This is a genomic window from Heliomicrobium sulfidophilum, from assembly GCF_057715735.1.
Genome location: NZ_JBVTZZ010000005.1, coordinates 1,924,350 through 1,948,329, shown reverse-complemented (window position 1 = coordinate 1,948,329; position 23,980 = coordinate 1,924,350). Strand labels below are relative to the sequence as shown.

Genomic DNA, 23,980 nt, shown 5'->3' with positions numbered 1-23,980 from the left:
AAATGGGCGCTTTTTTCCTTACCGGAAGGGGAAACAGGGAATCGCGTAAAAAATAATGGGGAACAGCAAAGACGAGGAGGCGTCCTGCCATGACCATCCCCTTTGATATCGATCATTTCGCCGACCTGGCCGAGCGCATGATCGCCAATATCCCAGAAAAATTCCTCCGCCGCCTTAACGGAGGCATCCATATCCAACCGGACACGATCCAGGACGACGAGGGTTTTTTTATCCTGGGCGAGTGTTTCTTCGATGAGTACCTGGGCCACTGGATCAACATCTACCATGGCTCCTTCGCTGGCTGTTTTCCAGAGGAGCCGGCCGATGTCTGGGAGGATGAACTGTACGAAACGATCCTCCATGAACTGCGCCACCACCTAGAAGACCTGGCCGGCGCCGACGACCTCTTACAAGAAGAGATGGCGGAACTGGAAGCTTGGCGCGCTGAGAAACAAAAATAAAAAAGCCGCCGAGCCTTCACGGCGCGACGGCGTGACCGAAAGTTAGTTGTTGCAGCAACAGCGGCAGCGGATGACAGCAACTTGACCGGGTCGCAGATTGACAACTCTCACTCGACGGCGACGGCGGCATCTTCTGTGAGACATGGTGGTTCCCCCCTCTCGGTCAGGATACTGTACTATACGGCGAGAGGAAAAATTTGGTTCATCTTCCTTGCCTCCTTGGCAACAATTGCTTCGCCGCAACGGAAGACTATCTGCCATATAATCATGGTATAATCAACAATGTTCCGAATGAGTGGACAAGGCACCCATCTTCAATAGCCCACTGATCACAACGACCTCCAAGGAGCTGACCAAAGGTGAAAAAAAACCTTTCTTGGCTGCGAGAATACCTTTTGCCGGTCGCCATCGCCATCACCCTATCCCTCGTCATCCGGACGCAGGTCGGCGAAGCCAGGTACATCCCCAGTGAATCCATGCTCCCCACCTTGCAGGTCCATGACGTGGTGCTCATCGACCGTATGCATCACCAGTATGAGCGGGGCGACATCGTCATTTTCGATGCGCCGGAGGTGTTGGAAAAAGATGAGGTGCTGATCAAGCGCGTCATCGGCCTGCCCGGCGAGACGGTTGAGGTTCGAAAAGATCGTGTGTACATCGACGGACAGATGCTGGAAGAGCCTTATGTTCAAGGCTACTTTGGCCGTTTCGGCCCCCTGACCATCCCGGAAGGCGAATACTTCTTGATGGGCGACAACCGCAACAACAGCCTGGACAGCCGCTATTTTGGAACTGTAGCCGGCAAGAGCATCCTCGGCAAGGCGGTGGCGAAGGTCTTTCCCTTGGCTGAAGCCGGCTTGCTGAAAGGGGTTCCTAATGCTCACCCATAGAGAAGCCCAGGAACAGATCATTCTCGCCGTGATTCACGGAAGCCCGGAGCCGGTCGGTTCCGGGAGCATCCGCGCTGAAGCGGCCCGCCGCGGCCTGGAGATGAGCGAAGCCACCGTCGGGCGGATCCTCAAAAACCTGGACAACCAGGGATTCACCGTCCGCAAGGGGTTCCTGGGACGCCAACTGACTGTAGCGGGGCAACAGCGGCTCAACACCCTGAACCAGCGGCTGGAACAATCCTCCATCAGCATAGAACTGGTCGATACGCTAGGGCAAGAACGCAAAAAGAACCTCTTAGATATGATGGTGGCCCGCCGGGCGATCGAAGGGGAGATCGCCGCCCTGGCCGCCCTCTCGATCACAGAAGACGAAGTTGCGGAAATGGCAGCGATCATCGGCGAACAGGAGCAACTCTGCCGGCAAGGGTGCCTGGCTTTTGAGCAGGACATCGCCTTTCACAAGGTGCTGGCCCGCGCCTGCCGCAACCCCGTCCTCGCCAAGGCGTTGGAACTCATCTATCAATCAGGCCGCCACTCCCTCACCCTGGAAGAGATCCGCCGGGAAGTCTACAGCGGCATCATGGAGGATCACCAGAAAATCTTCGACGCCGTCCGGAGCGGCGCTCCCGAAGCCGCCCGCACCGCCATGGTCGACCACCTGGAAAACGTGATCGGCGATATCGAACGGCTATGGGAAAAACACCATATGGAATAAAAAGTCTGAAAATACCAAAAAATACATCCGTTAAAAAAGAGGATTTGGGATGGTTCAGGGGGAATAGAAATACTCATCAAGCGCTCATCACTGATGAGGAGCCGAATGAGCATTTCTTGAGAATCCCTTTATTGGAGCGTTTTCCGACGAGACTTCAATACCGATTTCAGCCTACCTCTTTTTGTTCCGACAATATATCGCCTCTCATCCCCCAACGGCCGGATCACCGGCCGCTTTTTTTTTTGAATACGAAGCGCATCGATTGCCTGAATGATGTGTGTCAGCTCCATCCCACAACGGTCGAAAGAATTAACCCGCTTCAAGGGTTAGCAACATTCAAGCCATAACGCCGTCCAACTTCCCGCGCCCGCTCCATCCCCTCATGATCTGGAGACGCCACGCCAGCCAGCGGATCCTCAATTCCCAACTCCCGCCGTTTCTCACTGCCTAGCGTATGAAAAGGCAGGAATGTCAAACGCCGCACGTTGCCCAGGGAGGCCGTAAACCGGCACAATCCATCGATGTCTTCAACGCTGTCCGTGTACCCCGGAACAAGCACATGGCGGATCCAGACCGGAATCTCCCGCTCCGCCAGCCGTTGCGCAAAAGCGTGGATCTTGTCGTAGTCCACGCCAGTCAACCGGCGGTGGCGAAAAGAGTCGATCTGCTTGATGTCGAGCAGAACCAGATCCGTATAAGGCAAAAACCGCTCCGCCGCCTCGCGGTCACAGTAACCGGAGGTGTCCAGGCAGGTGTGGATGCCCTCTTCCCGGCAAGCCTTGAAGAGGGCGGCTACAAAGTCGGGCTGCATCGCCGGTTCGCCGCCAGAAAGGGTGACGCCGCCGCTGGAGGCGCGAAAATAGGGCCGGTAGCGCCGGATGTCGGCCATCACCTCATCGACCGACTGCAACCGGCCTGACGCCGGATCCCAGGTGTCGCAGTTGTGGCAGTAGAGACAGCGCAGCGGGCAGCCGCTTAAGAAGAGGACATAGCGTAGACCGGGGCCGTCGACAGCCCCGCAGGTCTCGGTCGAATGGATCCGTCCGTAGACTCTCGATCTATCTGACGCCAGTTCCGGCGCTGTTCCGTACAGGGAACCCCGATGAAACGATTTCTTTGCCATCATCCCTCTTCCCTACACCCGCTCAAAGAAGGTGCGCCGGATCACGTCAAGCTGCTGTTCCCTGGTGAGCTTGATGAAGTTGACGGCATAGCCAGAAACGCGGACCGTCAACTGGGGGTACTTTTCCGGGTGGTCCATGGCGTCCAGCAGCGTCTCCCGGTCCAATACGTTCACATTAATGTGGTGTCCGCCCTGCTGGAAGAAGCCGTCCACAACGGCTGTCAGGTTGGCGCGCCGCTCCTCCGCCGTCATGCCTAAGGCCTGCGGAACGATGGAGAAGGTGTAGGAGATGCCATCCTGGCAGTCGGCATAGGGAAGCTTGGCCACCGAGTTCAGCGCCGCCAGGGCACCCCGGCGATCGCGACCGTAGACGGGGTTGGCCCCTGGCGGAAAGGCTTCGCTGGCCTTGCGCCCGTCCGGTGTAGCGCCCGTCTTTTTGCCGTAAACGATGTTCGAGGTGATCGTCAGCACGCTCAAGGTCGGCACAGCACCACGATAGGCCTTGCAGCGGCGCAGCTTCTCCATAAACCGCTGAACCACATCGACGGCGATGGCGTCGGCCCTGCCATCGTCATTGCCGTAGGCGGGATAACCGCCCTCCACCTCATAGCCAACAGCCAGACCAGCGTCGTTGCGTATGACGCGTACACAGGCGTGCTTGATCGCCGACAGGGAGTCGGCGACGACTGCCAAGCCGGCGAGGCCGCAGGCCATCGTGCGCAGCACGTCGCGGTCATGGAGCGCCATCTGTGCCCGCTCGTAGGCGTAGCGATCATGCATGGCATGGATGATGTTGAGCATGTCCATATAGAGGCGCGCCGTCCAGCCGAGGAAGAGGTCGAAGCGGGCCATCACCTCGTCATAGTCGAGAATGTCGCCCTCGATGGGCGCCAGGAGCGGACCGACCTGCTCCCCCGTCTTTTCATCGCGTCCGCCGTTGATGGCGTAGAGCAAAGCCTTGGCCAAATTGGCGCGGGCGCCGAAAAACTGCATCTGCTTGCCGAGGCGCATGGCCGATACGCAGCAGGCGATGCCGTAATCGTCGCCCCAGTAGGAGCGCATCAGATCGTCATTCTCATACTGGATCGCCGACGTGGTCACGGACAATTCAGCGCAGAAACGCTTAAAGTTGTCTGGCAGCCGCTCCGACCAGAGGACAGTCAGGTTCGGTTCCGGCGCCGGGCCGAGGTTGTTCAGGCTGTGCAGGATGCGGTAGCTGTTTTTCGTCACCAGTGTCCGTCCGTCGAGTCCCATGCCGCCGACACTCTCGGTGACCCAGGTCGGATCGCCGCTGAACAGTTCGTTGTAGGCAGGCGGGCGGAGAAAACGCACCATGCGCAGTTTGATCACGAGATCATCGATCAGTTCCTGAGCAGCTTCCTCGGTCAGGGTTCCCCGCCGCAGGTCCCGCTCCAAGTAGATGTCGAGGAAGGTGGAGACGCGGCCGATGCTCATGGCGGCGCCGTTTTGCTCCTGCACCGCTGCCAGGTAGGCGAAGTAGAGCCACTGGACCGCCTCGCGGCCATCGGCGGCAGGACGGCGGATATCGAAGCCGTAGGCGGCAGCCATCTCCGCCATCTCCGTAAGGGCGGCGATCTGTTCGCCCAATTCCTCCCGCAGCCGAATCGCTCCTTCGTCCATCCCGGAGGCGCCCACGGCATCCAGTTCTGCCCGTTTCGTTTCGATCAAACGGTCGACGCCGTAAAGAGCGACGCGCCGGTAATCGCCGATGATCCGGCCGCGCCCGTAGGCGTCAGGTAGGCCCGTGATCAGGCCGAGACGCCGGACCTGACGCATCTCCGGCGTGTAGGCGTCCATGACAGCCTGGTTGTGGGTCTTGCGGTGGTGAGTATAGATCTCTTCGATGCGGGGATTCAAGGTATAGCCGTAGGCCTCGCAGGCCTGACGGGCCATGCGGATGCCGCCCCTCGGCAGGACCGCCCGTTTCAGCGGCTCATCGGTCTGCAGGCCCACGATGCGTTCCAGTTCCTTGTCGATATAGCCCGGTCTGTGGGCGCCGATGCCCCCGATCGTCTCCGTGTCCACATCGAGAACGCCGCCCCGCTCCCGCTCCTGCCGCATCAGATCAGAAACCTTTGCCCAAAGCGCCCGCGTCCGCTCGGTCGCGCCCGCCAGAAAATCGGCGTCACCGCTGTAGGGTTGGTAATTATCCTGAATGAACTGGCGCAGGTCGATCGCTTCGCGCCAGCCTTTACCTCTAAAATCTGCCCAGGGATGCGGCGCGGCTGCCTGCGTCTTGACCTCATCTCGTTCATTCTTGAATCCTTGAAATTGCGGAACTGCCATAAAAACCGAACCCTCCCGACATCAAACATTGTTTTTGAGGATGCAAAGCACCCATCGATGTCAGGAGGGCTTTTGGTTTTTTAAAAGCAAAAACCGCCCGGACATCGATTGCCCAGGCGGTCGGCATTTTACATATCAGCCGCGCTCCCTGTGGTGAACTCCACTTCCGCCAGTCGCGCGACCCCTTGATTGTCTTGATGATTGCATTGTATCGCGGATTTGCTCTACTCGTCAAGTCAGCTACCGATATGCTCCGTGCTTCTCTCTGTAGTTCTCCATGTTGCAGCTTTGCGCAGCGGCTTTTCCATCGGTAGACGAAACAGGCTTAAGATATTTCTGAAACAGATGCCGAATTTTACTGAACCATCTTCTTAATCAGCCTATCAAGTAGCCGCAACACCTGCTCCGAATTCTGCTCCAACGTCTTGTACTGGCGTTCCGCCTCAGCGCGGTTGCCAGCCTGGAAGGCAATGACCGCCTTGACGGCGCAGTCGTGCACCTTGTGGTGCGGTCCATCCACAGCGATGAAGTCGGGGTCGCCTTTCAGCGCATTGTCGCCGAAGTACCACCGGCCCAAGCGACATTCTTTGTGGGAGTTGACCTCCTCCGGCAGGATCTCGATGACACCCTTCAACATGTTTTCGATGCGCAGCTTCCAGAGCAGGTGATCGGATTTGGCCTTAGTCAGGATCTGCACCGGCGTCAGGCTGCCGTCGTTTTCCAGCTTGAAACGGTGGATCGAATTCATCAGTTCGGAGGCGACGGCGCTTGTTTCCTCGGCTCCGGCGGCGATCGTTTCCATGGCCGCCGTCGTTTGCTGCACAGCCGCAGAAACCTCGTGGATATGTACGTTAACGTTTTCGATCGCTGTCGCCACAGAATCAATGAGTTTGACGATCTTGTCGGAGCTCGCCACATTCTCCGCCGTGACGCTGACGATATTTTCCACAGCCTGTTCTGTATGCTTCACTGCCTCCAGAATGTTTTCCAGGGCTTTGCCTGCCTGTTGGACCACATTTTCACCGGCATCCGCTTCTTCACGGCTTTGCAACGTCGCCGCGACAGCGGCCATGGTGCTCTCGGTGATTTTTCCGATCAATTGGCTGACTTCCCAAGCGCCCCGGTTGGACTGTTCGGCTAGCTTGCGCACCTCGTCGGCAACGACGGCAAAACCGAGCCCCGCTTCGCCAGCCCGGGCAGCCTCGATAGAGGCGTTAAAGGCCAATAGGTTTGTCTGTTCGGCGATCGCCGTGATCATGTCGGAGATCGTCCGGATCTGCTTCGAATGCTCCCCTAGGGTGCGCATGATCTCTTCCGTTTCGACCGACTTTTGCTTGATCTTGGCCATCCGGCCGATCGCTTCGCCGACGGTCCCTTTCCCCGTTTCTGCAGCTTCTGTCATCACATGGGAGTATTCGGCGGCCGCCTGTGCCTGGGTGCGGGCAATTTGAATCAAGGATGACAATTCCAGCAGGACGGAAGAGGCGTCGATGATCGCCTGATTGCCTTGCTCCGTCTCGTCGGTGATGGACTGGATGTTATGGGCGATATCCTGGACCGACGCCGACACCTCTTCGCTTGACGCCGCCAATTCCTCTGAACTGGCAGCGAGATTTTCAGCGGCATCGCGGATTATGCCCACCGTATCGGCTTGATTGCTCACCATCTGGTTGAAGGTGGCTGTCATCTGTCCGACCTCATCGGTCGAACGGACATTGCCGTAGGCCGTCAAATCCCCGGCGCCAACACGGGTCATGCACGACTGCAGTTCGCTGATCGGGGCAGTGAGGGACCGCGTGATCAACGAGCCGATCAGGTAGCAGACGATCATCAGCAGCGCGGTGGTGATGATGACGGTGATGTTGGTCTGGACAACCCGCTTCTCAATCTCATGATGGAGCCCCTCGGCGACCTTCTGGTTGTATTCCGCGATGTCCTGTCGCAGTGTAATCACCTTAGTAAAGGTAGGCTGATTGGCCTGGAAGACGGCTGTAGCCTCTTCCATTCTCCCTTCGAGGCCGAGTTGGATCACCATTTTGCGAACGCCCCTGGTGTATTCCAATGTCTTTTCCAACTCGGCGAGCATCTGTTGCTCATAGTCGTCCAGCTTTGTCTGTTTATACTTTTCCTGCAATTCATTGATAAGGGCTGTGTTTTTGTCGAGCTCCTTGATCAGTTCTTTTTTTCGCTCGACCTCGCGGGAGATGATGATCTCCCACATCTTCGCCTCACTATCCCGGCTCAATGTGCGAACTTCGCCCATCCACTGCACCGGCTGCAAACGGTCAACATACATCTCCTCGGCGTCCCTGGTGATCTGAGCAAGGAAGTAGTAGTTGACGCCTCCCATGATGATGAGAAACCCTAAAACGAAAAGGGTGTATACAAGCAATTTTTTGGAGATTTTCAGTTTGTTTAGCCAAGCCACAAGCCAACCTCCTTCGCTAATTCGGGAGTCTCTGTTGTCTTGCCGATTTTCTTCTGTCACGCTCGGCGGCGAAGTTCTAAGTGGAAGCGTTCAAACATTAGTAATACCTTTTTCATTATATAGGACATATCAGTAAAGTACAATTTAAGAATCGGTAACACTTTGACAACAGCAGAAAAACCGTTGTTTCACTTCATGATATTGATTTCGAGTTGATGCGATGCCACCAATAAAAAAACCGCCCCCCTTGACATCACACCGGCAAAATCCCCGGTAGTAACGGGGGGGAAACAAGCGGACAAACAGAGGAGCTGGCTTTGGGCAGGAAAAACCGTACAAAGCGTTGAGCCGCTTTTACCAGGGGGTTTTCCTGCCAGGGTACGGGGAAAGTCAGCGATGTCAACGGCCCAACCCTAAGGAAATTTCTGGCTTATCAACTCTTTTTGGTGGAACAAGAGACCAGGATATGATATACTATCAGTAATCGAAATCGTAATGGGTTTTTAGGAGGAGTCTGTCACCACGGGCTCCCTTTCTTTTTATCACTTTTTCTCCTTGGGTTTCTTATCAAATCATGAAAGGGGCGATTGTGTGGCGCTTGTTTTTCACGCCTGCAACGTAATTCGAAAGAAGCTCAAAACGAAGGAAGGACGACTGAAGCAGAAGGACGTCGATGCGGTAAAGAAACTCCCTGTGGAAAGGGGGCTTCTCCGTGACACCAAGTCAACACAAAAAGCAAACCACCTTAAAAACCCTTAAGCGCGGCCTTTTTCTCACCTTCGGCGCTATGCTTGTCGCTGTGGGCCTCGAGGTGTTCCTGGTCCCCAACCGCATCATTGACGGCGGCATCGTCGGCGTTTCGATCATTCTCTCCTACTTGTTCTCGGTGCCGCTCAGCGCCTTTTTGCTGGTGCTGAACATCCCTTTTCTCATTTTCGGTTATAAGCAGATCGGCAAGACATTTACCCTGTCAACCCTCTACAGCGTCTCTGTGATGGCGCTCGGCGTTCAGCTTATCCACGGCGCGCCGACGGTGACGAAGGACCTCTTGTTGGTTGCCGTGTTCGGCGGCATCACCCTCGGACTCGGCGTCGGACTCATCCTTCGCTACAACGGCTCACTGGACGGCACGGAGATCCTGGCTATCATACTCACCCGCCAACTCCCCTTTTCTGTCGGTGAGATCATCATGTTTTTCAACATTTTCATCCTCGGAAGCGCCGGCTTTGTCTTCGGCTGGGATAAGGCCATGTACTCATTGCTCGCGTACTTCATCGCCTTCAAGACCATCGACCTGGTCTTAGAGGGCTTGGACGAATCGAAGGCGGTCACCATCATCTCCAACACCCCCCAAGAGATCGCCGAAGCGATCATGGCACGCCTGGGCCGTGGCGTCACCTACCTCTACGGCAAAGGCGGCTTCACAGGCGAGGACAAAGAGATCCTCTACTGTGTGGTAACACGTCTCGAACTGGCCAAACTGCGGCAGATTGTCATGGATTACGACCCGGACGCCTTTGTGGCTGTCGAGCATGTGGCCGAGGTGATGGGGGGACGCTTCGCGAAAAAAGCGATCCACCCTTGACGGAAAAATGCCTGCTACTATACAATAACGGCATGATTTTCACTTAAAAACGAATACTGGGAAATCGAGGAGGAGCCTGTCACCAAGGGGCTCCTCTGTTTTTTTGGCGTTTTTTACTTTTCTTTTATCAAAAAAAGATTTTTCAAGGAGAGAGAACAATGAAAGACATGGCCTTCATCGCTTCGATCATCGTCTTCGTCGTCGCCTACGGCTTGATCATCTGGGAGAAGATCCCCCGGGCGGTGACCGCCATGCTGGGCGGCCTGATCATGATCCTCCTCGGCTTTCTGAACCAGGAGATCGCCATCAAGGATGACATCGACTTCAACACCCTCGGTCTGCTGATCGGCATGATGATCCTTGTCGCCATCACCCGCCGCAGTGGCATCTTCGAAGCCCTGGCCATCTGGTCCGCCAAAGCGACCAACGGTAACCCACTCCGCCTGCTGGGCCTCTTGTCGCTGATCACTGCCGTCATGTCGGCCTTTCTCGACAACGTCACCGCCGTGCTCCTGATCGCTCCCGTCAGCATCATCCTGGCCGACACGCTGAAGGTCAACCCCATGCCCTACCTAATCGCCGAGATCCTCGCCTCCAACATCGGCGGCACGGCCACCCTGATCGGCGACCCGCCCAACATCATGATCGGCAGTTCAACCGGTCTCGGTTTCATGGACTTCATCATCCACATGACGCCGATCGCGGTGGTGATCCTGCTGGTCACGACGGCGTTGCTCCTGGTGGTGTACCGCAAGGAATTTCCCTCGGAAATCGCAAACCGCGATACCATTTTGGCCATGGATCCAGCCGAGAAGATCAAAGACTGGGCGCTCCTTAAGAAATCGCTCGCCGTCCTCGCCTTGACGATCGTCGGCTTCGGCCTGCACAGCCTCCTGCACCTGGAATCAGCCACTATCGCCCTGACTGGCGCCATGATCCTGATGATCGTCAGCCGGGAGGAGCCGGAGGAGATCCTGCTTCTCGTCGAGTGGCCGACCATCTTCTTCTTCGTGGGGCTTTTTGTCCTCGTCGGCGGCTTGAAAGCGACCGGCGTCATCGCTGCGCTGGCCCAGTGGGCCCTCAACGTCACTCAAGGGAACACCCAGACGGCGTCGCTGCTGATCCTGTGGCTCTCCGCTATCGCCTCAGGATTTGTCGACAACATCCCCTTTGTGGCAACCATGATCCCCATGATCCATGAGATGGGCGCCCTCTCGGGGATGGAACTGGAACCGGTCTGGTGGTCGCTGGCCCTCGGCGCCTGCCTGGGCGGCAATGGAACACTAGTGGGCGCTTCGGCAAACATCATCGTCGCCGGCATCGCCGAAAAAGCGGGCGTTCCCCTCTCTTTTAAGAAGTTCCTTTTCGTCGGATTTCCCTTCATGCTCCTCTCCGTCGCCATGGCCCACCTCTATATCCTCTTTCGCTACTTCTAAGAGGGGATCGCCCGGCTGCGAAGGATTCCCGCCCCTCCGATGGCAATTTCTAGAAACCGTTTTGCTTTGGATCTCATACTCTATTAGCGGGCAAGGAATAAACCAAACGGCCTCGCCCAAGGAGGGATATCTACGATGGGCAACGCCTACTGCGGCGGTTTCAACAACGGTTTTGCAGTGGTGGCCGGCCTGGTCATCGCCCTGATCGTCATTGGCGCCTTCTATCCTGAGATTGCCGGCTTCGGTTACACAGGCCAATAAAGAGACGCACTGTTCGAAGAAAGGAGGCGACCGGCATGAGCAACGGATGCGGTTATGGAGGAAATTATATCGGGAATCGCATTGTCGCCCTGGCCATTCTAATCATCATCATCGCCATCTTGGGCACTAATTTCGGGTTCGGCTACAGCCGTTAAACAAGCGAAAGCCCTCCTTTTCAGTTCGATCATGGAGGGCTTTTAGGCCTCTGTCATCTGAGGCACACAAAAGGGGGGAGCGCCGGAAATGGCTGGCGCTCCCCCACATCTTTTCTCTTATGCAGTTCTGTAACCGTATCCGAAGCCAGTTCCCAGGATGGCAATGATGATGATCAGGATGGCCAAGGCCACAATGGAGTTGCCGATATTCACGTATCCGCCGCCGCAGCTAGCGCCCATCGAGGTCCCTCCTCTTCCGTGTTAATCAAAAACCTGTTTCTTAAGGATCTACATAACCAAAGCCGACAATGCTCGGGTAGAAAGCGCCAATCACGATTAGAGCGATGACCAGACCGGCGACAACACCGAAGCCTCCCCAGAAGCCAGCGTACCCATTAGCCATCCCTTTTCCCTCCTCATCTCCGATATCAGCTGCTTTTCACTTCACTATATGGAATTTTTTTCTGTCAGTTACAGCTTCTGCACCTTTTTTTGGAAAACACCTGGCCCGACCCATCCTGCCATGCATGAGCAATCGCCTGTTGATACAACGGCCCTGTTCTCACTGAAACATAACAATGCCACAGATCGGCCAAGGGAAAGGCGTTCATGCCTTTCCCTTCATCAAATCATCTATTTTTTAGAGGTACATGGCCGCCTTGCGCACGGCCGCCTGGTGATCGGCGTCGAGGCGGTCACCTTCGTGGGTCCGGCTGTTCAAGAAGTGGATGCAAGTCTGCCCTTGCATGTTGTTGGAGGAAATCGTGTCATAGCCGTGGGGCATGCCGTTGACGGAAGCGGCGATCCGCCATCCTTTCACAGTGACAACGACAGGCTTGCGGTTCCAACTCCAGACGCCGCCGTAGATCCGCTTCATAACCGATGTGTCCCAGGCGGTGACCGGTTCCACATCGGCGTGCTTGACGCCGCCGGTCCGTTTGATCCTGTAGGAGAGACCGGTGATGGGATCCGTCACCCTGGCGGTCACGCCGACCGGCAGAAGAAAGATGACCGAATTGAACCAATCGAGCAGTTGCGGGCGGAGGGCTTTGTAGGATTGCGGACCCACCACGCCGTCCACGAGCAGCTTGCGGTCTGCCTGAAACCGTTTGACCGCCTTGGACGTAGCATCCCCGAAATAGCCGGTTAGTTCATCGGCAAAATAGTCCATGTCTTTGAGATACCCTTGCAGTTGTTGCACATCAGCGCCGGTAACACCCCAGTAGAGTTCCCGCGAGCCAAACTGAGGCGTTGCCGCATGCGCCGTCAGGGAACCAAAGGGAAGCGTCGCGAGGACGGCCAGCGCCCCTCCTAAAAAATGACGGCGATTCATCGTTACACCTCCAAAATATAAACAGACGCGAACCTATGCATTATTATACAAAGTAAGCGAGTCTTTTTGTTGACATAAATACTTGCATCATTTCCAATCATCCACTCTACTCACAATAAAAAAGGGAGCAACCGGCGATACGGTTACACCCTTCTTCTATACATCAGCTTATTCACCAATCGTTAAAATCAATGCTCTCTGCGGCAGGTTTGGGCGCGCCCCAGTAATAACCTTGGCCGCATTCGATGCCCATGGCCTTCAGCCGTCTCCAGATCTGCTCATTCTCCACATACTCGGCGATCGTCCGTTTGCCTAGGGAATGGACCAAATCGTTGATCCCTTTGACAAGGGCCATGTTTTCCGGATTCTCCTCGATGGCCCGCACATAGGCGCCGTCAATTTTGATGTAGTCCACAGGCAATCGGAAGAGGTAAGAAAAAGAGGAGTAGCCGTTTCCGAAGTCGTCGATGGCAAAGGGACATCCCAGTTGCTTTAGCTCACAGACCCATTGCTGAGCTTTCATCAGGTCTCGGACAACGGCGGTCTCGGTGATCTCGAAGCCGAGTCGCTCCGGCGCGACGCCGCTGGACCGAATGGCATCTGCTATGAATTGGAGCAGTTCCATGTCGCCGAGGCTTTCCCCGGAGATGTTGATATACAGTTCCAGTTGCGGATGGGCCTGGAGAAACCGTAGCGCCTCCTGGACAACCCAGCGGTCAATATCGATCATCAGGCCAAAGTTCTCCGCCACCGGGATGAACTCGCCGGGGGAGATCCAATGACCATGACGGTCAGAGAGGCGAAGCAGCGCCTCATAATGGCGGATTGAACCCTCCGCAATGTTGACGATAGGCATAAAAAAGAGGGAAAACCGCCCCTCCTCGGCAGCATCTTTGAGCAATTCAATGATCTGTTGCGTCTTTTCCAGGCGAGTCAAGCCTTGCTCATCGGCCCGGGCAATCAGTCGCCGGCCCCGTCCCATCGATTTCGCCAGGTGGATGGTGCTACCGGCGCGGGCGAGAACCTGCTGGGGACTCATAGCGCCGTCGATAGGGACAATGCCCACACTGGTCGTCAAGCGCAACCCCTGACCAAAGAGCACCGGCATGGCGCCATCCTCCTGGTCCCAGCGGTTCAATTCGTCGGCCACTTGACAGGCGGCGGCCTCATCCGAATCTACCAGCAGCACAGCAAACTCATCGCCGCCGAGTCGAGCGACCACGTTCGGAGGACTGACTTTCCGGCGAAGCACTTTGGCCAGGGCGATCAATAAGCGGTCCCCTACGTCATGGCCGAGCAGGTCGTTGATCACGTTGAAGTTATCGATATCGACGAAGAGCAACGCCGCGGTGCGCTCCGGTGTTGACGCCTGAATCGTCCGGGCAAGGGCCATCTCCAGATGATAGCGGTTGGGGATGCCCGTCAGAAAATCATGGCTGGCCATGTGCTTGAGCCGCTCTTCCGCACTTTTCTGCTCATGAATATCCTGGGCCACGCCGACGAGGTACAACGGTTCCCCCTGAGCATTGCGCACAACCGACAGGCTGGCATGGTGCCACCGCGAGCCGCCGTCCGGCGTAAGCAGGCGACACTCCATCCCCTCGTTGCCCCCTTCGCCAGTTAAAACCTGTTGCTGAAACGCCTGGGCAGTCGCCCAGTCGCCAGGGTGGAGAAACCGCTCGACAGGTTGGTTCTCCCAATGCTCGGCCGAGTAGCCCAATGGATTGGTGCTGCTCGGAGACACGAAGGTCAAACGTCCATCCAAGGAGAGGGTATAGATGATTTCCCGGGTGTTGTTCAAAATCGCGCGCAGACGCTGTTCGTTGCGGTTCAACGCCTCTAAGGTTTGCTGGTGTTTGATGGCGCCGCCGAGACTGTAGGCGACGGTGAAAAGAGCCGATTCTTCCTGCTGGGTCCACTGCCTGGGCGTGCGGGACTCATCAAAGCCGATAAATCCCCATAACCGCTCGTCCGTAAAAATGGGCACGGCGATCAGAGAAAGGATCTTGTTGTGCCTTTGGAGAGGGAGTTGTTCCGATGCAGGAAAGTCCGTAACAAGGCCGCAGACGATGCCCCCCTTGAGGAAGATGTCCAGCCACCGTTGAAAACCGCTGCCCCGGTAAGAACGGTTTTGCAAATCGGGGCGATGGGGACAGGCATGGGCAGGTTCGCGGCACCACTCGTGCCGGTGGCTCATCTGCCATTCTCCCTCTTCTGGGCGCCAGGTGTTTTCGAAGAGATACACCCGGTCCACATCCACGGCCCGGCCGAGTATGGCAAGGGTATCCTCGATCGCTTCCTCGAAGGAATTGCGCGTCAACAACCGATTGGCGGCGCAGGTTACGCCGTGGAGCAACCGTTCTTGTTTTTGCAAGGCCTTTTCTAAGTCAATTTCCTTTGCGTCCACTGCGTTGCTGTTGAAAGTCATACCGTTCCTCTCCGGTCTCAATGGTTTAGGCAGGACGTGACACTCTGCTTCATTATAGCACACCCTTATTTATCGAGTGGAAAGGAAAACGGAGAGCACTTCATCGGTTGCCCTCCGTTGTTTGTTTTATCGGGTGTAGTTCCAGGACAGCTTCTTATCCATCGATCCCCGTCCGAATGATATCGATCAATGCCTGCGGGTGCCCGTAGCGTTCCATCTGGCCGATGACCCGGTCTACGTCATAAGCGACTTCCCGGAAGGTGACGGTGACAGTGTCATCAAGGTGGATGAGCGCATAGGCAGCGTTAGGGTTCCCCTGTTTCGGCTTGCCGACGCTCCCCACATTGATGACGTGAACGCCGTCGACAAGTTTATGGAAGGTCTGATGGGAATGGCCACAGATCATGACATTGGCCGGGGTGAGTCGCACCAGTTCTCGCAGTTCTTCCAGCGGGGTGCTCATCCGCAGGTATTCATTGAGCCGACGGGGCGAGCCGTGAAAGACATGAAGGAGCCATTCCCCAGAAGGAGGTTTTTGCGGGCTGACGTACTGTTCCACAGCCTCACGGTAGGACTGGATCTTCGGATCGGCATCATCCATATAATCAAAGGCCGGTTCATATATGGGGTAGAGGCCGGGGAGCGATTCCGGCGACAGCGACGCTATAATCTCCGACCTGAGACGGAGGGGGGCTTCTGCCTGGTTCAGTCCTTTCTCGTCCCCACTCGTCTTTGGCGCGGCCTTGCCGCTGGCGATCCGGTAGAACAGGTGGTAAGGCAGGCTGCGCAGACGAGCCCTGTTCTTTTCTTCCAGTTTTTCTGCGGTGAAACGAATAGAGAATTCGCCGATGGCTTGGGCTGTTTCCGACGTGTAGTCACATCCGCAGATCATGCGGGTATTCGCCACGGCATCGTCATAGTTGCCCATCACCGAAGGGATCTTCAAGTCGGCAAGCCGCTCCACCACCTCATTGGGCTGAGGACCATACCCAATGAGGTCTCCAGCGCAGAGCACCAGGTCTGGTTGTTGCGAATCCATATCGCGCAAGACGGCGTTAAGGGCTTCGTCGTTGGCGTGGATATCGGCGATAACAGCGATTTTCACTTGCTTCCCACCATAGCGTTAATTTTTTCGATGAAGGTTTCTTCACTGGGAACTTGACCAAGAGCAATTACTTCTTCGTTGATCATCAGCACCGGGATCGTGACAAAGCCGTACTTCATGACTTCCGGGAAATCATAAATCTGCTCAAGCGTATATTCTATGCCTAACGCCGGCAGAACTCTCTCTACAAGAGATGTCATTTTTTTACAGTTTGCGCACTTTTGTCCGAGGATCTTCACTTCTAGCATTTCATTTCCTCCCGCCATCTGTTTGCTTCTATCGTCGAATATGCGGAGGAGGAAGTCAATAAAGAGAAGGTTAAAAAATGGTTACGCTTCTTTGCGCTTTGCATCTGTCCATCCAAGCATGGCCGCAGTCGATCGGTTTTACACCAAAGATAGCCGGCGTTACCGGATCCAGTGCCCCGGTTCCTGTTTTTCGTCTCTCTGTTAACACGTTCGTCCATAGGTTGAACTATTTCGGGCCACTCAATCAATTGCAGTAAAATGCTTGCGCGACCATTTTTGGATCATGTCCAATGCTTGAAAAAGCTCTGCCCCTTTTTCGCTTAATTCGAACTCCACTCTCGGCGGGACTTCTGCATAGACCTTTTTACAGATCAGGCCATCCTGTTCCAACTCGCGCAACTTCTCATTCAGTACTTTCTGACTGATTCCAGCCGTAATCTTTTGAAGCTCCAAGAATCGTTTGGGGCCGTCCTGGAGATGACATAAGATGACAGGCTTCCATTTTCCGCGGATGAACTCCATCCCAAGGTCGAGGTGGCAAACAAACTTCTTGCCCTTATACCCGATCAACGGGCCTTCACTCCATTTCATTTCCATGTTATCTCGATACCGCTGTCGCGGTCTATCAGCGGACAGTCTTTCAAATCTTACTTTTCCGTTAGTCATCTGAGCAAAAAGTGCGTTCTTGTTTCCGCTTTTCCTGTGCTATATATTTTACACAAGAAAGGCCCTACGAGGAAATAGCCGAGAAAATACAGTTGGAAGGACTGGCTTATCAATGCATGTTGTCGCTTTTAACGGGAGCCCCAAGAAGAACGGCAATACCTATCATGCCTTGAAGATCGTGGCAGAAACACTTGAACAAGAAGGCATCACCGTCGACATCGTTCATGTCGGTGATAAGGTGGTTCGCGGTTGCCTTGCTTGCAATGGTTGCGCAAGAAAGCAAAACGAACAATGCCTGATCACAAACGATGACGTCAACACATGGATCCAGAAAATGAAAGACGCCGATGGCATCCTTTTGGGTTCGCCTGTTCATTACTCCGCCATCGGGGGAACCATGAAGTCCTTTTTAGACAGGGCTTTCTATGTGGCTTCTGTGAATCAATCCATGTTGCGCCATAAAGTAGGCGCCTCTGTCGTGGCCGTTCGTCGCTCCGGCGGCGTTACTACCTTTGAGCAACTCAACAACTACTTAGCTTATTCAGAAATGATTATGGCCACGTCGAATTATTGGAATGTCATCCATGGAACCCGTCCTGGAGAAGTGTTGCAAGACGAGGAAGGCCTGCAGATCATGCGCATTCTGGGCAAGAATATGGCTTGGCTTTTGAAAGTCATCGAAAAAGGCAGTCCCTTGGTTGAAAAGCCAGCTAAAGAGAGCAAGCACTTTACGAACTTTATCCGTTGAGAAGGTTTCTGCGGTATCGCGCATGTGCTTGCTGTACTTGCACGAAATCATGGGCGTGAACACCCACTGGTGTCACGCCCATTTTGCATCCTTCTATACCCCGTTTTTCCGAATTCCAGTTAGGTCACATCCCTGGTCATCACAATATAGAATGAAATACCTGTAAATAGGACGAATAGGGGGATCAGCATGGTCCAAACAAAGGGAATGAAAAACTGATTCCAACCGACATGTTGTAAAACGACAAAGGCAGGAATGGCGGTCGGAATGAATGGTCCCACACTGCTGGATACAAAAGATACGAAGTTCAGCACCACAAAAAGACCTGCACCCACCAGCGGTGGAACAAAATGCTTGGTCCATAAGCCAATGCAAATGATGATTGGAACCAGCATAAATTGCATGAGCGTCGTTTCCATGGCCAGTTGAAAATTGCGAATAAAATGGTTCCAATCCAAGGGTGTCGATGTGGCCTTCCACCCAAAAAGAAATGTCACCGCCGTCGACACCGACGATAACAGCATCACAAACAAAAATACGGTGATTATCTTTGATAAAATGATCCTGGCGCGGCTTACAGGCAATGTGAAGAGGTTGATAATGGCCCCGCCTTGATATTCCTGTACAAAAACATAGGAAGCCACTGCTCCGAAAATAAAGGGGTAGAACAACAGATGGTTAATCTGAAAAGCAACCGCAAAGAGTTCATCCCAGCTTTTGAACTGTTGGGTCTGATTCATCGTCTGGAGAGACGAGAGGAGCGCGAAAAAGGGAGCGACAACCGAGCCAAGGAACGTCATCCATACCATTCGGGAACGTTTCCATTTCGTCATTTCTAATCGGATGCTTAAGATCATCTTGTCTCCCCTCCTGTCAGACGCATGAAGCGATCCTCCAAGGTCTCTTTTTGAACGGATAAATGAAATACATCGAGCCCTGCTTCGACCAGAACTCGGTTCATTATGTGTGGTTGTTCTAGCTGCTCAAAGACCTGGATTTCACCGTTGTCAAGCAAACGAAGCTGTTGAATCCGAAGTTTTTCTTCCAATATCTGTACTGCACGATGTGGATTCGATGATTTCACCGTGAGATACTGCTTCCCCTTCCGCTCCAATTCATCCATGGCGATCTCTTCGACCAATTGACCTTGATGAATGATGCCGACCCGATCGGCCAATTGCTCAATTTCCGGAAGAATATGGCTCGAGACAAAGATGGTGATATTTCGATACTTACTCAAATCTCGAATGATGTGGCGAATTTCTCGAATCCCGGCCGGATCGAGTCCATTCGTCGGTTCATCGAGAATGAGCAATTCCGGTTCATGCAGTAATGCCCTGGCGATACCCAATCGTTGTTTCATTCCTAACGAGAACTGATTGACCTGTTTATCGGCAGCCTGCCCCAGCCCCATATAAGCTCAAATACAATTAGGGGGCTTTATAGCATAAAAGAAAGAATCTCGTCAATGGCCTTCAGATTCGGCAGGCCAATCATTCTCGCGTTATAGAGAAGGTTTTCTCGTGCCGTTAAGTGGGTATAGAACCCCGGATACTCAATCATGGAACCAATGCGGCGAAACATGTCTTGCCCGAAGGATTCCTTGGGGCGGCCAAAAAGTCGAATCTGACCCTGAGATGGGCGAATCAGGCCCATGATCATCCGTATCGTCGTCGTTTTCCCTGCACCGTTTCTCCCTAAAAAACCGTATATCTCGCCGGTCCTCACGGATAAATTCAAGCCTTTGACCGCCCAGGTTCCGTTGTAAACTTTGCCCAGATTCGAGACTTCTAAAATTGGTGTCCTCTGTTGCATGTCTTTCTCCCTCCCTTGGATAAAAGTATATCCGAGGAAGTTTACAGAGACGTTTCTCTGACCTTAACCCTGCCTTAAATTGATCGGTCTATGCGGAAGGCCATTGGATGATAAAAGAAAGGCCTCCCTCCCCGGAAGGTTCTACATACAAGTTACCCTTTTGCATGCGCAGAAGTTGCTTGCCGGGAAATCGCCAATCCCAATCCAAGGCCTTTGGACTTTCGTTGCCGTTGAAAGGGCTCAAAGATATCATCATCGATTTCGGTTTTCCCTTTCCCGTTGTCTTCAATAACCGTCCGTCTTTTATTTGCGTCCAAGCTCACACGTATCATGGTCACGTCAAGGGCATGATCGATGGCATTTTGGATAAGGTTTCGAATCACCCTTGCAACCGTGTCCGGATCAATGGTCACATGGACCACCAGCGGAATTTCCGCCATCAGTTGAGTTCCTCTCGATTCCAGCAATGGCAAAAATTCTATCAGCACTTCACGGTGGGTTTCTGCAAGATTGATGGTTCGGGGATAAATTTGCTCTTGATGCAAGTCCAGCTTGGCCCACTCAAAGAAACGGTTCAGGGTATTGAGTAACGTCAGCCCTTTATGGTAAGCCGTTTCAATATATTCGTCTTTCTTATCGGGATTCGTCAGTCAGCCCTTTGTGCACCGCTTCGAGATACCCCAATACAGATGCCAACGGGGTTCGCAGGTCATGGGTGATGGCGGTGATAAATTGCCTGCGCTGTTCATCGTCCCTACGCTTGTTGCTCTCTTGTATATGCAGTTGTTGGAGAAGGATATTGACTTGCGCTGCGATGGGATGAAGCAACGAAAGGCGCGAATAAAAGCGTACTTGTCGATTTCCCTGAATCGCTTCCGCCAACAACCGTTGCATACGCCTGACTTCTTGATAAACAACGGCCATAAACACAATGACCGTTCCCAAGAAGATGATAAAGACAACAGCAGCCCATACGTATAGGTTCATTTCCCACACACCAATCGATACCCTAATCCGCGAACGGTCTGCAGTCGCTGCGGGTTAGCGGGATCCTCTTCGATTTTGTATCTCAGTCGAGAGATGTGAACCATGACGGTATTGTCGTCATGAATAAACTCTTTTTCCCACACATTTTCGTAAATCTGCGCGATCGTTACCACTCGATTCGGACGCTCAGCCAAATATTTCAACAGGGTGAATTCTTTGGCTTTTAATGAGATCACGTTGCCCTTTACTTTTACTTCAGTAGTATCACAATTGATTTCCAAGGAGCCACAGTGAAGAATGGTTTCCTTTCCCACCTGTTTTTCGGTGATTTGATGGTTTCCCTCTGTTCGTCGCAAAACTGCTTTTACCCGAGCCGTCAATTCGATTAGGCTGAAAGGCTTTACAATGTAGTCATCGGCTCCGAGAGTAAAGTTGACAACTTTATCCATATCATTATCTTTTGCCGTTAACATGATCACAGGTTTGGATGTTTTCCGACGAATATATTGCAATACCTCACTGCCATCTATGTCCGGAAGCATGATATCCAAAATATACAAATTGAATTCATCCGCATCGATGGAATCGATGGCGCTCTTTCCATCATGAGCCAACTGAACCTGAAAACCTTCGCTTTTTAGCTGATCGGCCACCAGTTTGGCTACATCGATTTCGTCTTCGACGATTAGAATTTTTCTCATGGAAATCCCCTTTTGAAACTCATTTAAAGAATTCTATGTGACTTTATCATTTTCCAGTTTTTCCATCCAGCCGGTGGTTTTGAGCGTCGAATGTTTACGCTGGCCTAAAATGCCCAAAAGCTGCTGGGATTGCCTGACCGAGAGTTGCTGGATATAATGACCATAACCAATGAAATTGAAAGGAAAAAGACGCCCCTGTTAAGGTACTACCTGCAAGTAGCACCAAGGGCGTCCACACAAAAAAGCATGATTATTGTAGCAGACTTTACGTTGATTGAACACCCCGAAAAGGGTGTTTTTTGTAAGGAGCGCGGAGCAGATTCCCTGTCCCTGTTGTAATGGAGCACTGAACGGGATCGGAAGCCGTCGAAGGAAGTGCTATCAAGACATGGGAGAACGCATCACCTTGATCATCCGGCGGTGTCGATGCGCTGTATGCAAGCGGATTCATCATGAGCTTCCAGACATCCTGGTTCCCTACAAGCGCTACAGCAGCAGGAGCATCGAAACAGTGATCGCCGGTGATGCGGCGTTGGCCGTGCCGGCAGACGAATCCACCCTTGCCCGGTGGCGGGGATGGTTTCTGGCGATGGTCAATCACTTTTTGGGATGCCTGCTGTCCATTGCGATGCGGTTTGGCATTGCTTCTGCGGAAGAACGATCCGGCCTTCCCGAGTCCGCGCTCCAACGGATCTGGCGGTATGTGGGCGACGCCTGCGGTTGGCTGGTTCAACATGAAAGACGCAAGGAAGGCTGAGGATATCGCTTCTCAGCGGGTGCAGTTGCTGTCTCCGTTGCTGGCGGAGGGATTGGATGCAGCCCGAGCCCGCCTCATGAAACAGCAAATCTGTGAACAGGCAGGGATATCGGAGCGCACCCTGCGCCGATACCTGTCCCAGTACAGAGAAAAGGGTTTCTCGGGACTCAAACCGAAGGGAAAGGGGCGGTCGCGCTCCGAAGAAGCGATCCCCCATGCCCTATTGGAAGAAGCCATTTTGTTGCGGCGAGAGGTTCCCCGGCGCAGCATCGCGCAGATCATCCAGATCCTTGAATGGGAAGGCAAGGCAGAGCCGGGCAAGCTCAAGCGAAGCACCCTGCAGGAGAAACTGGCCGAGCGCGGCTACAGCACCCGGCACATGCAACTGTACGCCAACACCGGTGTGGCGGCGCGGCGGTTCCAGCAAAAGCACCGCAACCAACGTTGGCATTCGGACATCAAATACGGCCCCTACCTGCCGTTCGGCCCCGACGGGGCGAAGAAACAAGTCTACCTGGTCACCTTCTTCGATGACGCCACCCGTTTCGTTCTGCATGGGCAGTTCTATCCGACCTTGGACCAGGTGATCGTGGAGGATTGTTTCCGCCAAGCCATCCTCAAGTATGGGGCGCCGGAAGCGGTGTTCTTTGACAATGGGAAACAGTACCGCACCAAATGGATGCATCGCGCCTGCGCCAAAATGGGCATCCGCTTGCTGTTTGCCAAGCCCTATTCGCCGGAGTCCACCGGCAAGGTGGAGCGCTTCAACCGAACGGTGGACGCCTTTTTGCAGGAAGCCGCCTTGGAGAAGCCCCACACATTAGACAAGCTCAATCAACTCTTTTGGGTGTGGCTGGACGAGTGTTACCAGAACAAGCCCCATTCGGCATTGGCAGGGAACGTCAGTCCGGAAACCGCTTATCGCAGTGACAAGAAGGCGGTCAAATTCTTGGACCCCGATGTGGTCGCCAACGCCTTTCTTCACTGTGAATCACGCAAGGTGGACAAGTCCGGCTGCATCAGTTTCAAGGGAAGAAAGTATGAGGTGGGGCTTTCCTTCATCGGTTGCACGGTCGATGTCATCTACGATCCGGCCGATATCGCCGAATTGACCATCGAATACGCCGACCATGCGCCGTGGAAAGCGCGGCAACTCGTCATTGGCGAGCGCACCGGCCCACGGCCGAAACTGCCGGAGCGCCTCAGCCCGCAGAGCGCCGACTCATCGCGGTTGCTCGCCGCGGCAACCCAACAAAAGGAGCAACGAAAAACGCGACAAGCCCCGGTTGTTTCCTACCGAACGGTGAGAAAGGAAGGGAACAACGGTGTTTGAATCCTTTTATGGCTTCACCCAAACGCCCTTTGCGCGGGACATTCCGACGGAGCAACTGTACTCTTCGATCATGCTGGAAGAGACCTTGGGACGACTCGAGTATGCAGCCAGCCGCCAACTGTTCGCCGTCGTGACGGGCGACTGCGGCACCGGCAAAGACCACCACCATTCGCCGATTCAACAGGCGACGGTCTGTATGAGACCCTCCGAAAGGCGGTGACGGCGGGATCGCAGCATCGAGCCGGCATGTGTTGCCTTGACAGTGAAGCCGTCAAGTTTCGGACAATTAACATCGTCTATTTCTGGACGTTATACCTTAGCTGTAACAGTTCGAGTAAAAGCCTAGACGCTTCATGCCGCTTTTGGTTGATCTTTCGGAGAAGATCTTCTGCGCTCGAATACATCTGTCGTAATCCCCCATCCTTTTTGTGCTGATGGGAGACTATTCGCCTAAAAATTGTAAATTCCTGCTACGTCCGTTACTACCAACGCCGTACA

The 23,980-nt window shown here is 54.1% G+C and carries 26 protein-coding genes and 1 riboswitch; of the genes, 10 read left to right on the top strand and 16 right to left on the bottom strand.

What is annotated here, in order from left to right; all coding sequences use genetic code 11:
* Positions 1-89 precede the first annotated feature (89 nt).
* The 3 genes from AC0CW1_RS14830 (at position 90) to AC0CW1_RS14820 (ending at position 2,066) form a co-directional block, all read left to right on the top strand.
* Positions 90-461 (top strand): metallopeptidase family protein, encoded by a 372-nt coding sequence (locus AC0CW1_RS14830; protein ID WP_488183776.1) that lies wholly within the window; start codon positions 90-92, stop codon positions 459-461.
* Positions 462-820: 359 nt separating this feature from the next.
* Positions 821-1,351 (top strand): signal peptidase I, encoded by a 531-nt coding sequence (gene lepB, locus AC0CW1_RS14825; protein WP_488183775.1) that lies wholly within the window; start codon positions 821-823, stop codon positions 1,349-1,351.
* Entirely contained in the window at positions 1,338-2,066 is a 729-nt protein-coding gene (locus AC0CW1_RS14820) for a FadR/GntR family transcriptional regulator (protein WP_488183774.1), read from the top strand. The genes lepB and AC0CW1_RS14820 overlap by 14 nt, the downstream gene beginning before the upstream one ends.
* Positions 2,067-2,385: 319 nt before the next feature.
* Here the strand turns inward: AC0CW1_RS14820 and pflA are convergent, their stop codons facing one another.
* The 3 genes from pflA to AC0CW1_RS14805 form a co-directional block, all read right to left on the bottom strand.
* Positions 2,386-3,189, bottom strand: a complete 804-nt coding sequence (pflA, locus tag AC0CW1_RS14815; protein WP_488183773.1) for a pyruvate formate-lyase-activating protein — start codon at positions 3,187-3,189, stop codon at positions 2,386-2,388.
* A 12-nt stretch (positions 3,190-3,201) separates the two neighbouring features.
* A complete protein-coding gene (gene pflB, locus AC0CW1_RS14810) occupies positions 3,202-5,496 on the bottom strand; it encodes a formate C-acetyltransferase (protein WP_488183772.1) in 2,295 nt (764 codons plus the stop codon).
* 103 nt (positions 5,497-5,599) lie between these two features.
* A riboswitch (ZMP/ZTP riboswitch) is annotated at positions 5,600-5,683 on the bottom strand.
* 168 nt (positions 5,684-5,851) lie between these two features.
* The gene (locus AC0CW1_RS14805; RefSeq protein ID WP_488183771.1) at positions 5,852-7,924 is read right to left on the bottom strand and encodes a methyl-accepting chemotaxis protein; all 2,073 of its coding nucleotides are present in this window, start codon (positions 7,922-7,924) and stop codon (positions 5,852-5,854) included.
* Positions 7,925-8,636: 712 nt separating this feature from the next.
* On the opposite strand from AC0CW1_RS14805, the gene AC0CW1_RS14800 reads away from it, so the two are divergent.
* The 3 genes from AC0CW1_RS14800 (at position 8,637) to AC0CW1_RS14790 (ending at position 11,206) form a co-directional block, all read left to right on the top strand.
* Positions 8,637-9,509, top strand: a complete 873-nt coding sequence (locus AC0CW1_RS14800; protein ID WP_488183770.1) for a YitT family protein — start codon at positions 8,637-8,639, stop codon at positions 9,507-9,509.
* A gap of 167 nt (positions 9,510-9,676) precedes the next feature.
* The gene (locus tag AC0CW1_RS14795; RefSeq protein ID WP_488184172.1) at positions 9,677-10,945 is read left to right on the top strand and encodes an ArsB/NhaD family transporter; all 1,269 of its coding nucleotides are present in this window, start codon (positions 9,677-9,679) and stop codon (positions 10,943-10,945) included.
* A gap of 135 nt (positions 10,946-11,080) precedes the next feature.
* Entirely contained in the window at positions 11,081-11,206 is a 126-nt protein-coding gene (locus AC0CW1_RS14790) for a hypothetical protein (protein WP_488183769.1), read from the top strand.
* A 272-nt stretch (positions 11,207-11,478) separates the two neighbouring features.
* Here AC0CW1_RS14790 and AC0CW1_RS14785 read toward each other — a convergent pair whose 3' ends face one another.
* The 7 genes from AC0CW1_RS14785 to AC0CW1_RS14755 form a co-directional block, all read right to left on the bottom strand.
* Complete coding sequence (locus tag AC0CW1_RS14785; protein ID WP_488183768.1) at positions 11,479-11,601, bottom strand: hypothetical protein; 123 nt, start codon at positions 11,599-11,601, stop codon at positions 11,479-11,481.
* A 40-nt stretch (positions 11,602-11,641) separates the two neighbouring features.
* Positions 11,642-11,764, bottom strand: coding sequence for a hypothetical protein (locus AC0CW1_RS14780; RefSeq protein WP_488183767.1), 123 nt, complete (start codon positions 11,762-11,764; stop codon positions 11,642-11,644).
* A gap of 237 nt (positions 11,765-12,001) precedes the next feature.
* The gene (locus AC0CW1_RS14775; RefSeq protein WP_488183766.1) at positions 12,002-12,694 is read right to left on the bottom strand and encodes a peptidoglycan-binding domain-containing protein; all 693 of its coding nucleotides are present in this window, start codon (positions 12,692-12,694) and stop codon (positions 12,002-12,004) included.
* Positions 12,695-12,866: 172 nt separating this feature from the next.
* On the bottom strand, positions 12,867-15,122 hold the full coding sequence (locus tag AC0CW1_RS14770; RefSeq protein ID WP_488183765.1) for a putative bifunctional diguanylate cyclase/phosphodiesterase: 2,256 nt from the start codon (positions 15,120-15,122) through the stop codon (positions 12,867-12,869).
* Between the two features lie 154 nt (positions 15,123-15,276).
* Positions 15,277-16,227, bottom strand: coding sequence for a metallophosphoesterase family protein (locus tag AC0CW1_RS14765; protein ID WP_488183764.1), 951 nt, complete (start codon positions 16,225-16,227; stop codon positions 15,277-15,279).
* Positions 16,224-16,475, bottom strand: a complete 252-nt coding sequence (locus tag AC0CW1_RS14760) for a thioredoxin family protein (RefSeq protein ID WP_488183763.1) — start codon at positions 16,473-16,475, stop codon at positions 16,224-16,226. Before AC0CW1_RS14760 ends, AC0CW1_RS14765 begins: the two co-directional genes overlap by 4 nt.
* A gap of 240 nt (positions 16,476-16,715) precedes the next feature.
* Positions 16,716-17,045 (bottom strand): winged helix-turn-helix transcriptional regulator, encoded by a 330-nt coding sequence (locus AC0CW1_RS14755; RefSeq protein WP_488183762.1) that lies wholly within the window; start codon positions 17,043-17,045, stop codon positions 16,716-16,718.
* A gap of 208 nt (positions 17,046-17,253) precedes the next feature.
* Between AC0CW1_RS14755 and AC0CW1_RS14750 the strand changes: the two genes are divergently transcribed.
* Complete coding sequence (locus AC0CW1_RS14750) at positions 17,254-17,889, top strand: flavodoxin family protein (protein WP_488183761.1); 636 nt, start codon at positions 17,254-17,256, stop codon at positions 17,887-17,889.
* Positions 17,890-18,008: 119 nt separating this feature from the next.
* Here AC0CW1_RS14750 and AC0CW1_RS14745 read toward each other — a convergent pair whose 3' ends face one another.
* The 6 genes from AC0CW1_RS14745 to AC0CW1_RS14720 form a co-directional block, all read right to left on the bottom strand.
* Complete coding sequence (locus AC0CW1_RS14745) at positions 18,009-18,746, bottom strand: ABC transporter permease (RefSeq protein ID WP_488183760.1); 738 nt, start codon at positions 18,744-18,746, stop codon at positions 18,009-18,011.
* Positions 18,743-19,303 carry an ATP-binding cassette domain-containing protein gene (locus AC0CW1_RS14740; protein WP_488183759.1) on the bottom strand — a complete coding sequence of 187 codons (561 nt, stop codon included), beginning with the start codon at positions 19,301-19,303 and terminating at the stop codon, positions 18,743-18,745. Before AC0CW1_RS14740 ends, AC0CW1_RS14745 begins: the two co-directional genes overlap by 4 nt.
* 26 nt (positions 19,304-19,329) lie before the next feature.
* Positions 19,330-19,704, bottom strand: a complete 375-nt coding sequence (locus AC0CW1_RS14735) for an ATP-binding cassette domain-containing protein (RefSeq protein WP_488183758.1) — start codon at positions 19,702-19,704, stop codon at positions 19,330-19,332.
* Between the two features lie 152 nt (positions 19,705-19,856).
* A complete protein-coding gene (locus AC0CW1_RS14730) occupies positions 19,857-20,249 on the bottom strand; it encodes a sensor histidine kinase (RefSeq protein WP_488183757.1) in 393 nt (130 codons plus the stop codon).
* 88 nt (positions 20,250-20,337) lie between these two features.
* Positions 20,338-20,691, bottom strand: coding sequence for a histidine kinase dimerization/phospho-acceptor domain-containing protein (locus tag AC0CW1_RS14725; protein WP_488183756.1), 354 nt, complete (start codon positions 20,689-20,691; stop codon positions 20,338-20,340).
* The gene (locus AC0CW1_RS14720; RefSeq protein ID WP_488183755.1) at positions 20,688-21,392 is read right to left on the bottom strand and encodes a response regulator transcription factor; all 705 of its coding nucleotides are present in this window, start codon (positions 21,390-21,392) and stop codon (positions 20,688-20,690) included. Before AC0CW1_RS14720 ends, AC0CW1_RS14725 begins: the two co-directional genes overlap by 4 nt.
* 292 nt (positions 21,393-21,684) lie before the next feature.
* On the opposite strand from AC0CW1_RS14720, the gene AC0CW1_RS14715 reads away from it, so the two are divergent.
* Genes AC0CW1_RS14715 through AC0CW1_RS14705 form a run of 3 tightly spaced genes read left to right on the top strand, consistent with a single transcriptional unit; the run spans position 21,685 to position 23,702 of the window.
* Positions 21,685-22,149: a DUF6431 domain-containing protein gene (locus tag AC0CW1_RS14715; RefSeq protein ID WP_488184171.1), complete on the top strand. Its 465-nt coding sequence runs from the start codon at positions 21,685-21,687 to the stop codon at positions 22,147-22,149.
* Positions 22,127-23,482: a DDE-type integrase/transposase/recombinase gene (locus AC0CW1_RS14710; RefSeq protein ID WP_488183754.1), complete on the top strand. Its 1,356-nt coding sequence runs from the start codon at positions 22,127-22,129 to the stop codon at positions 23,480-23,482. The genes AC0CW1_RS14715 and AC0CW1_RS14710 overlap by 23 nt, the downstream gene beginning before the upstream one ends.
* Complete coding sequence (locus tag AC0CW1_RS14705; protein ID WP_488183753.1) at positions 23,475-23,702, top strand: hypothetical protein; 228 nt, start codon at positions 23,475-23,477, stop codon at positions 23,700-23,702. Before AC0CW1_RS14710 ends, AC0CW1_RS14705 begins: the two co-directional genes overlap by 8 nt.
* Positions 23,703-23,980 lie beyond the last annotated feature (278 nt).

What these genes read in the sequence shown, in the direction of transcription:
- AC0CW1_RS14830 (WP_488183776.1), top strand. Translation starts at nt 90, where the DNA reads ATGACCATCCCCTTTGATATCGATCATTTCGCCGACCTGGCCGAGCGC.
- AC0CW1_RS14820 (WP_488183774.1), top strand. Translation starts at nt 1,338, where the DNA reads ATGCTCACCCATAGAGAAGCCCAGGAACAGATCATTCTCGCCGTGATT.
- pflA (WP_488183773.1), bottom strand. Translation starts at nt 3,189, where the DNA reads ATGGCAAAGAAATCGTTTCATCGGGGTTCCCTGTACGGAACAGCGCCG.
- pflB (WP_488183772.1), bottom strand. Translation starts at nt 5,496, where the DNA reads ATGGCAGTTCCGCAATTTCAAGGATTCAAGAATGAACGAGATGAGGTC.
- AC0CW1_RS14795 (WP_488184172.1), top strand. Translation starts at nt 9,677, where the DNA reads ATGGCCTTCATCGCTTCGATCATCGTCTTCGTCGTCGCCTACGGCTTG.
- AC0CW1_RS14790 (WP_488183769.1), top strand. Translation starts at nt 11,081, where the DNA reads ATGGGCAACGCCTACTGCGGCGGTTTCAACAACGGTTTTGCAGTGGTG.
- AC0CW1_RS14785 (WP_488183768.1), bottom strand. Translation starts at nt 11,601, where the DNA reads ATGGGCGCTAGCTGCGGCGGCGGATACGTGAATATCGGCAACTCCATT.
- AC0CW1_RS14780 (WP_488183767.1), bottom strand. Translation starts at nt 11,764, where the DNA reads ATGGCTAATGGGTACGCTGGCTTCTGGGGAGGCTTCGGTGTTGTCGCC.
- AC0CW1_RS14775 (WP_488183766.1), bottom strand. Translation starts at nt 12,694, where the DNA reads ATGAATCGCCGTCATTTTTTAGGAGGGGCGCTGGCCGTCCTCGCGACG.
- AC0CW1_RS14770 (WP_488183765.1), bottom strand. Translation starts at nt 15,122, where the DNA reads ATGACTTTCAACAGCAACGCAGTGGACGCAAAGGAAATTGACTTAGAA.
- AC0CW1_RS14760 (WP_488183763.1), bottom strand. Translation starts at nt 16,475, where the DNA reads ATGCTAGAAGTGAAGATCCTCGGACAAAAGTGCGCAAACTGTAAAAAA.
- AC0CW1_RS14750 (WP_488183761.1), top strand. Translation starts at nt 17,254, where the DNA reads ATGCATGTTGTCGCTTTTAACGGGAGCCCCAAGAAGAACGGCAATACC.
- AC0CW1_RS14745 (WP_488183760.1), bottom strand. Translation starts at nt 18,746, where the DNA reads ATGATCTTAAGCATCCGATTAGAAATGACGAAATGGAAACGTTCCCGA.
- AC0CW1_RS14740 (WP_488183759.1), bottom strand. Translation starts at nt 19,303, where the DNA reads ATGGGGCTGGGGCAGGCTGCCGATAAACAGGTCAATCAGTTCTCGTTA.
- AC0CW1_RS14735 (WP_488183758.1), bottom strand. Translation starts at nt 19,704, where the DNA reads ATGCAACAGAGGACACCAATTTTAGAAGTCTCGAATCTGGGCAAAGTT.
- AC0CW1_RS14725 (WP_488183756.1), bottom strand. Translation starts at nt 20,691, where the DNA reads ATGAACCTATACGTATGGGCTGCTGTTGTCTTTATCATCTTCTTGGGA.
- AC0CW1_RS14720 (WP_488183755.1), bottom strand. Translation starts at nt 21,392, where the DNA reads ATGAGAAAAATTCTAATCGTCGAAGACGAAATCGATGTAGCCAAACTG.
- AC0CW1_RS14710 (WP_488183754.1), top strand. Translation starts at nt 22,127, where the DNA reads ATGAAAGACGCAAGGAAGGCTGAGGATATCGCTTCTCAGCGGGTGCAG.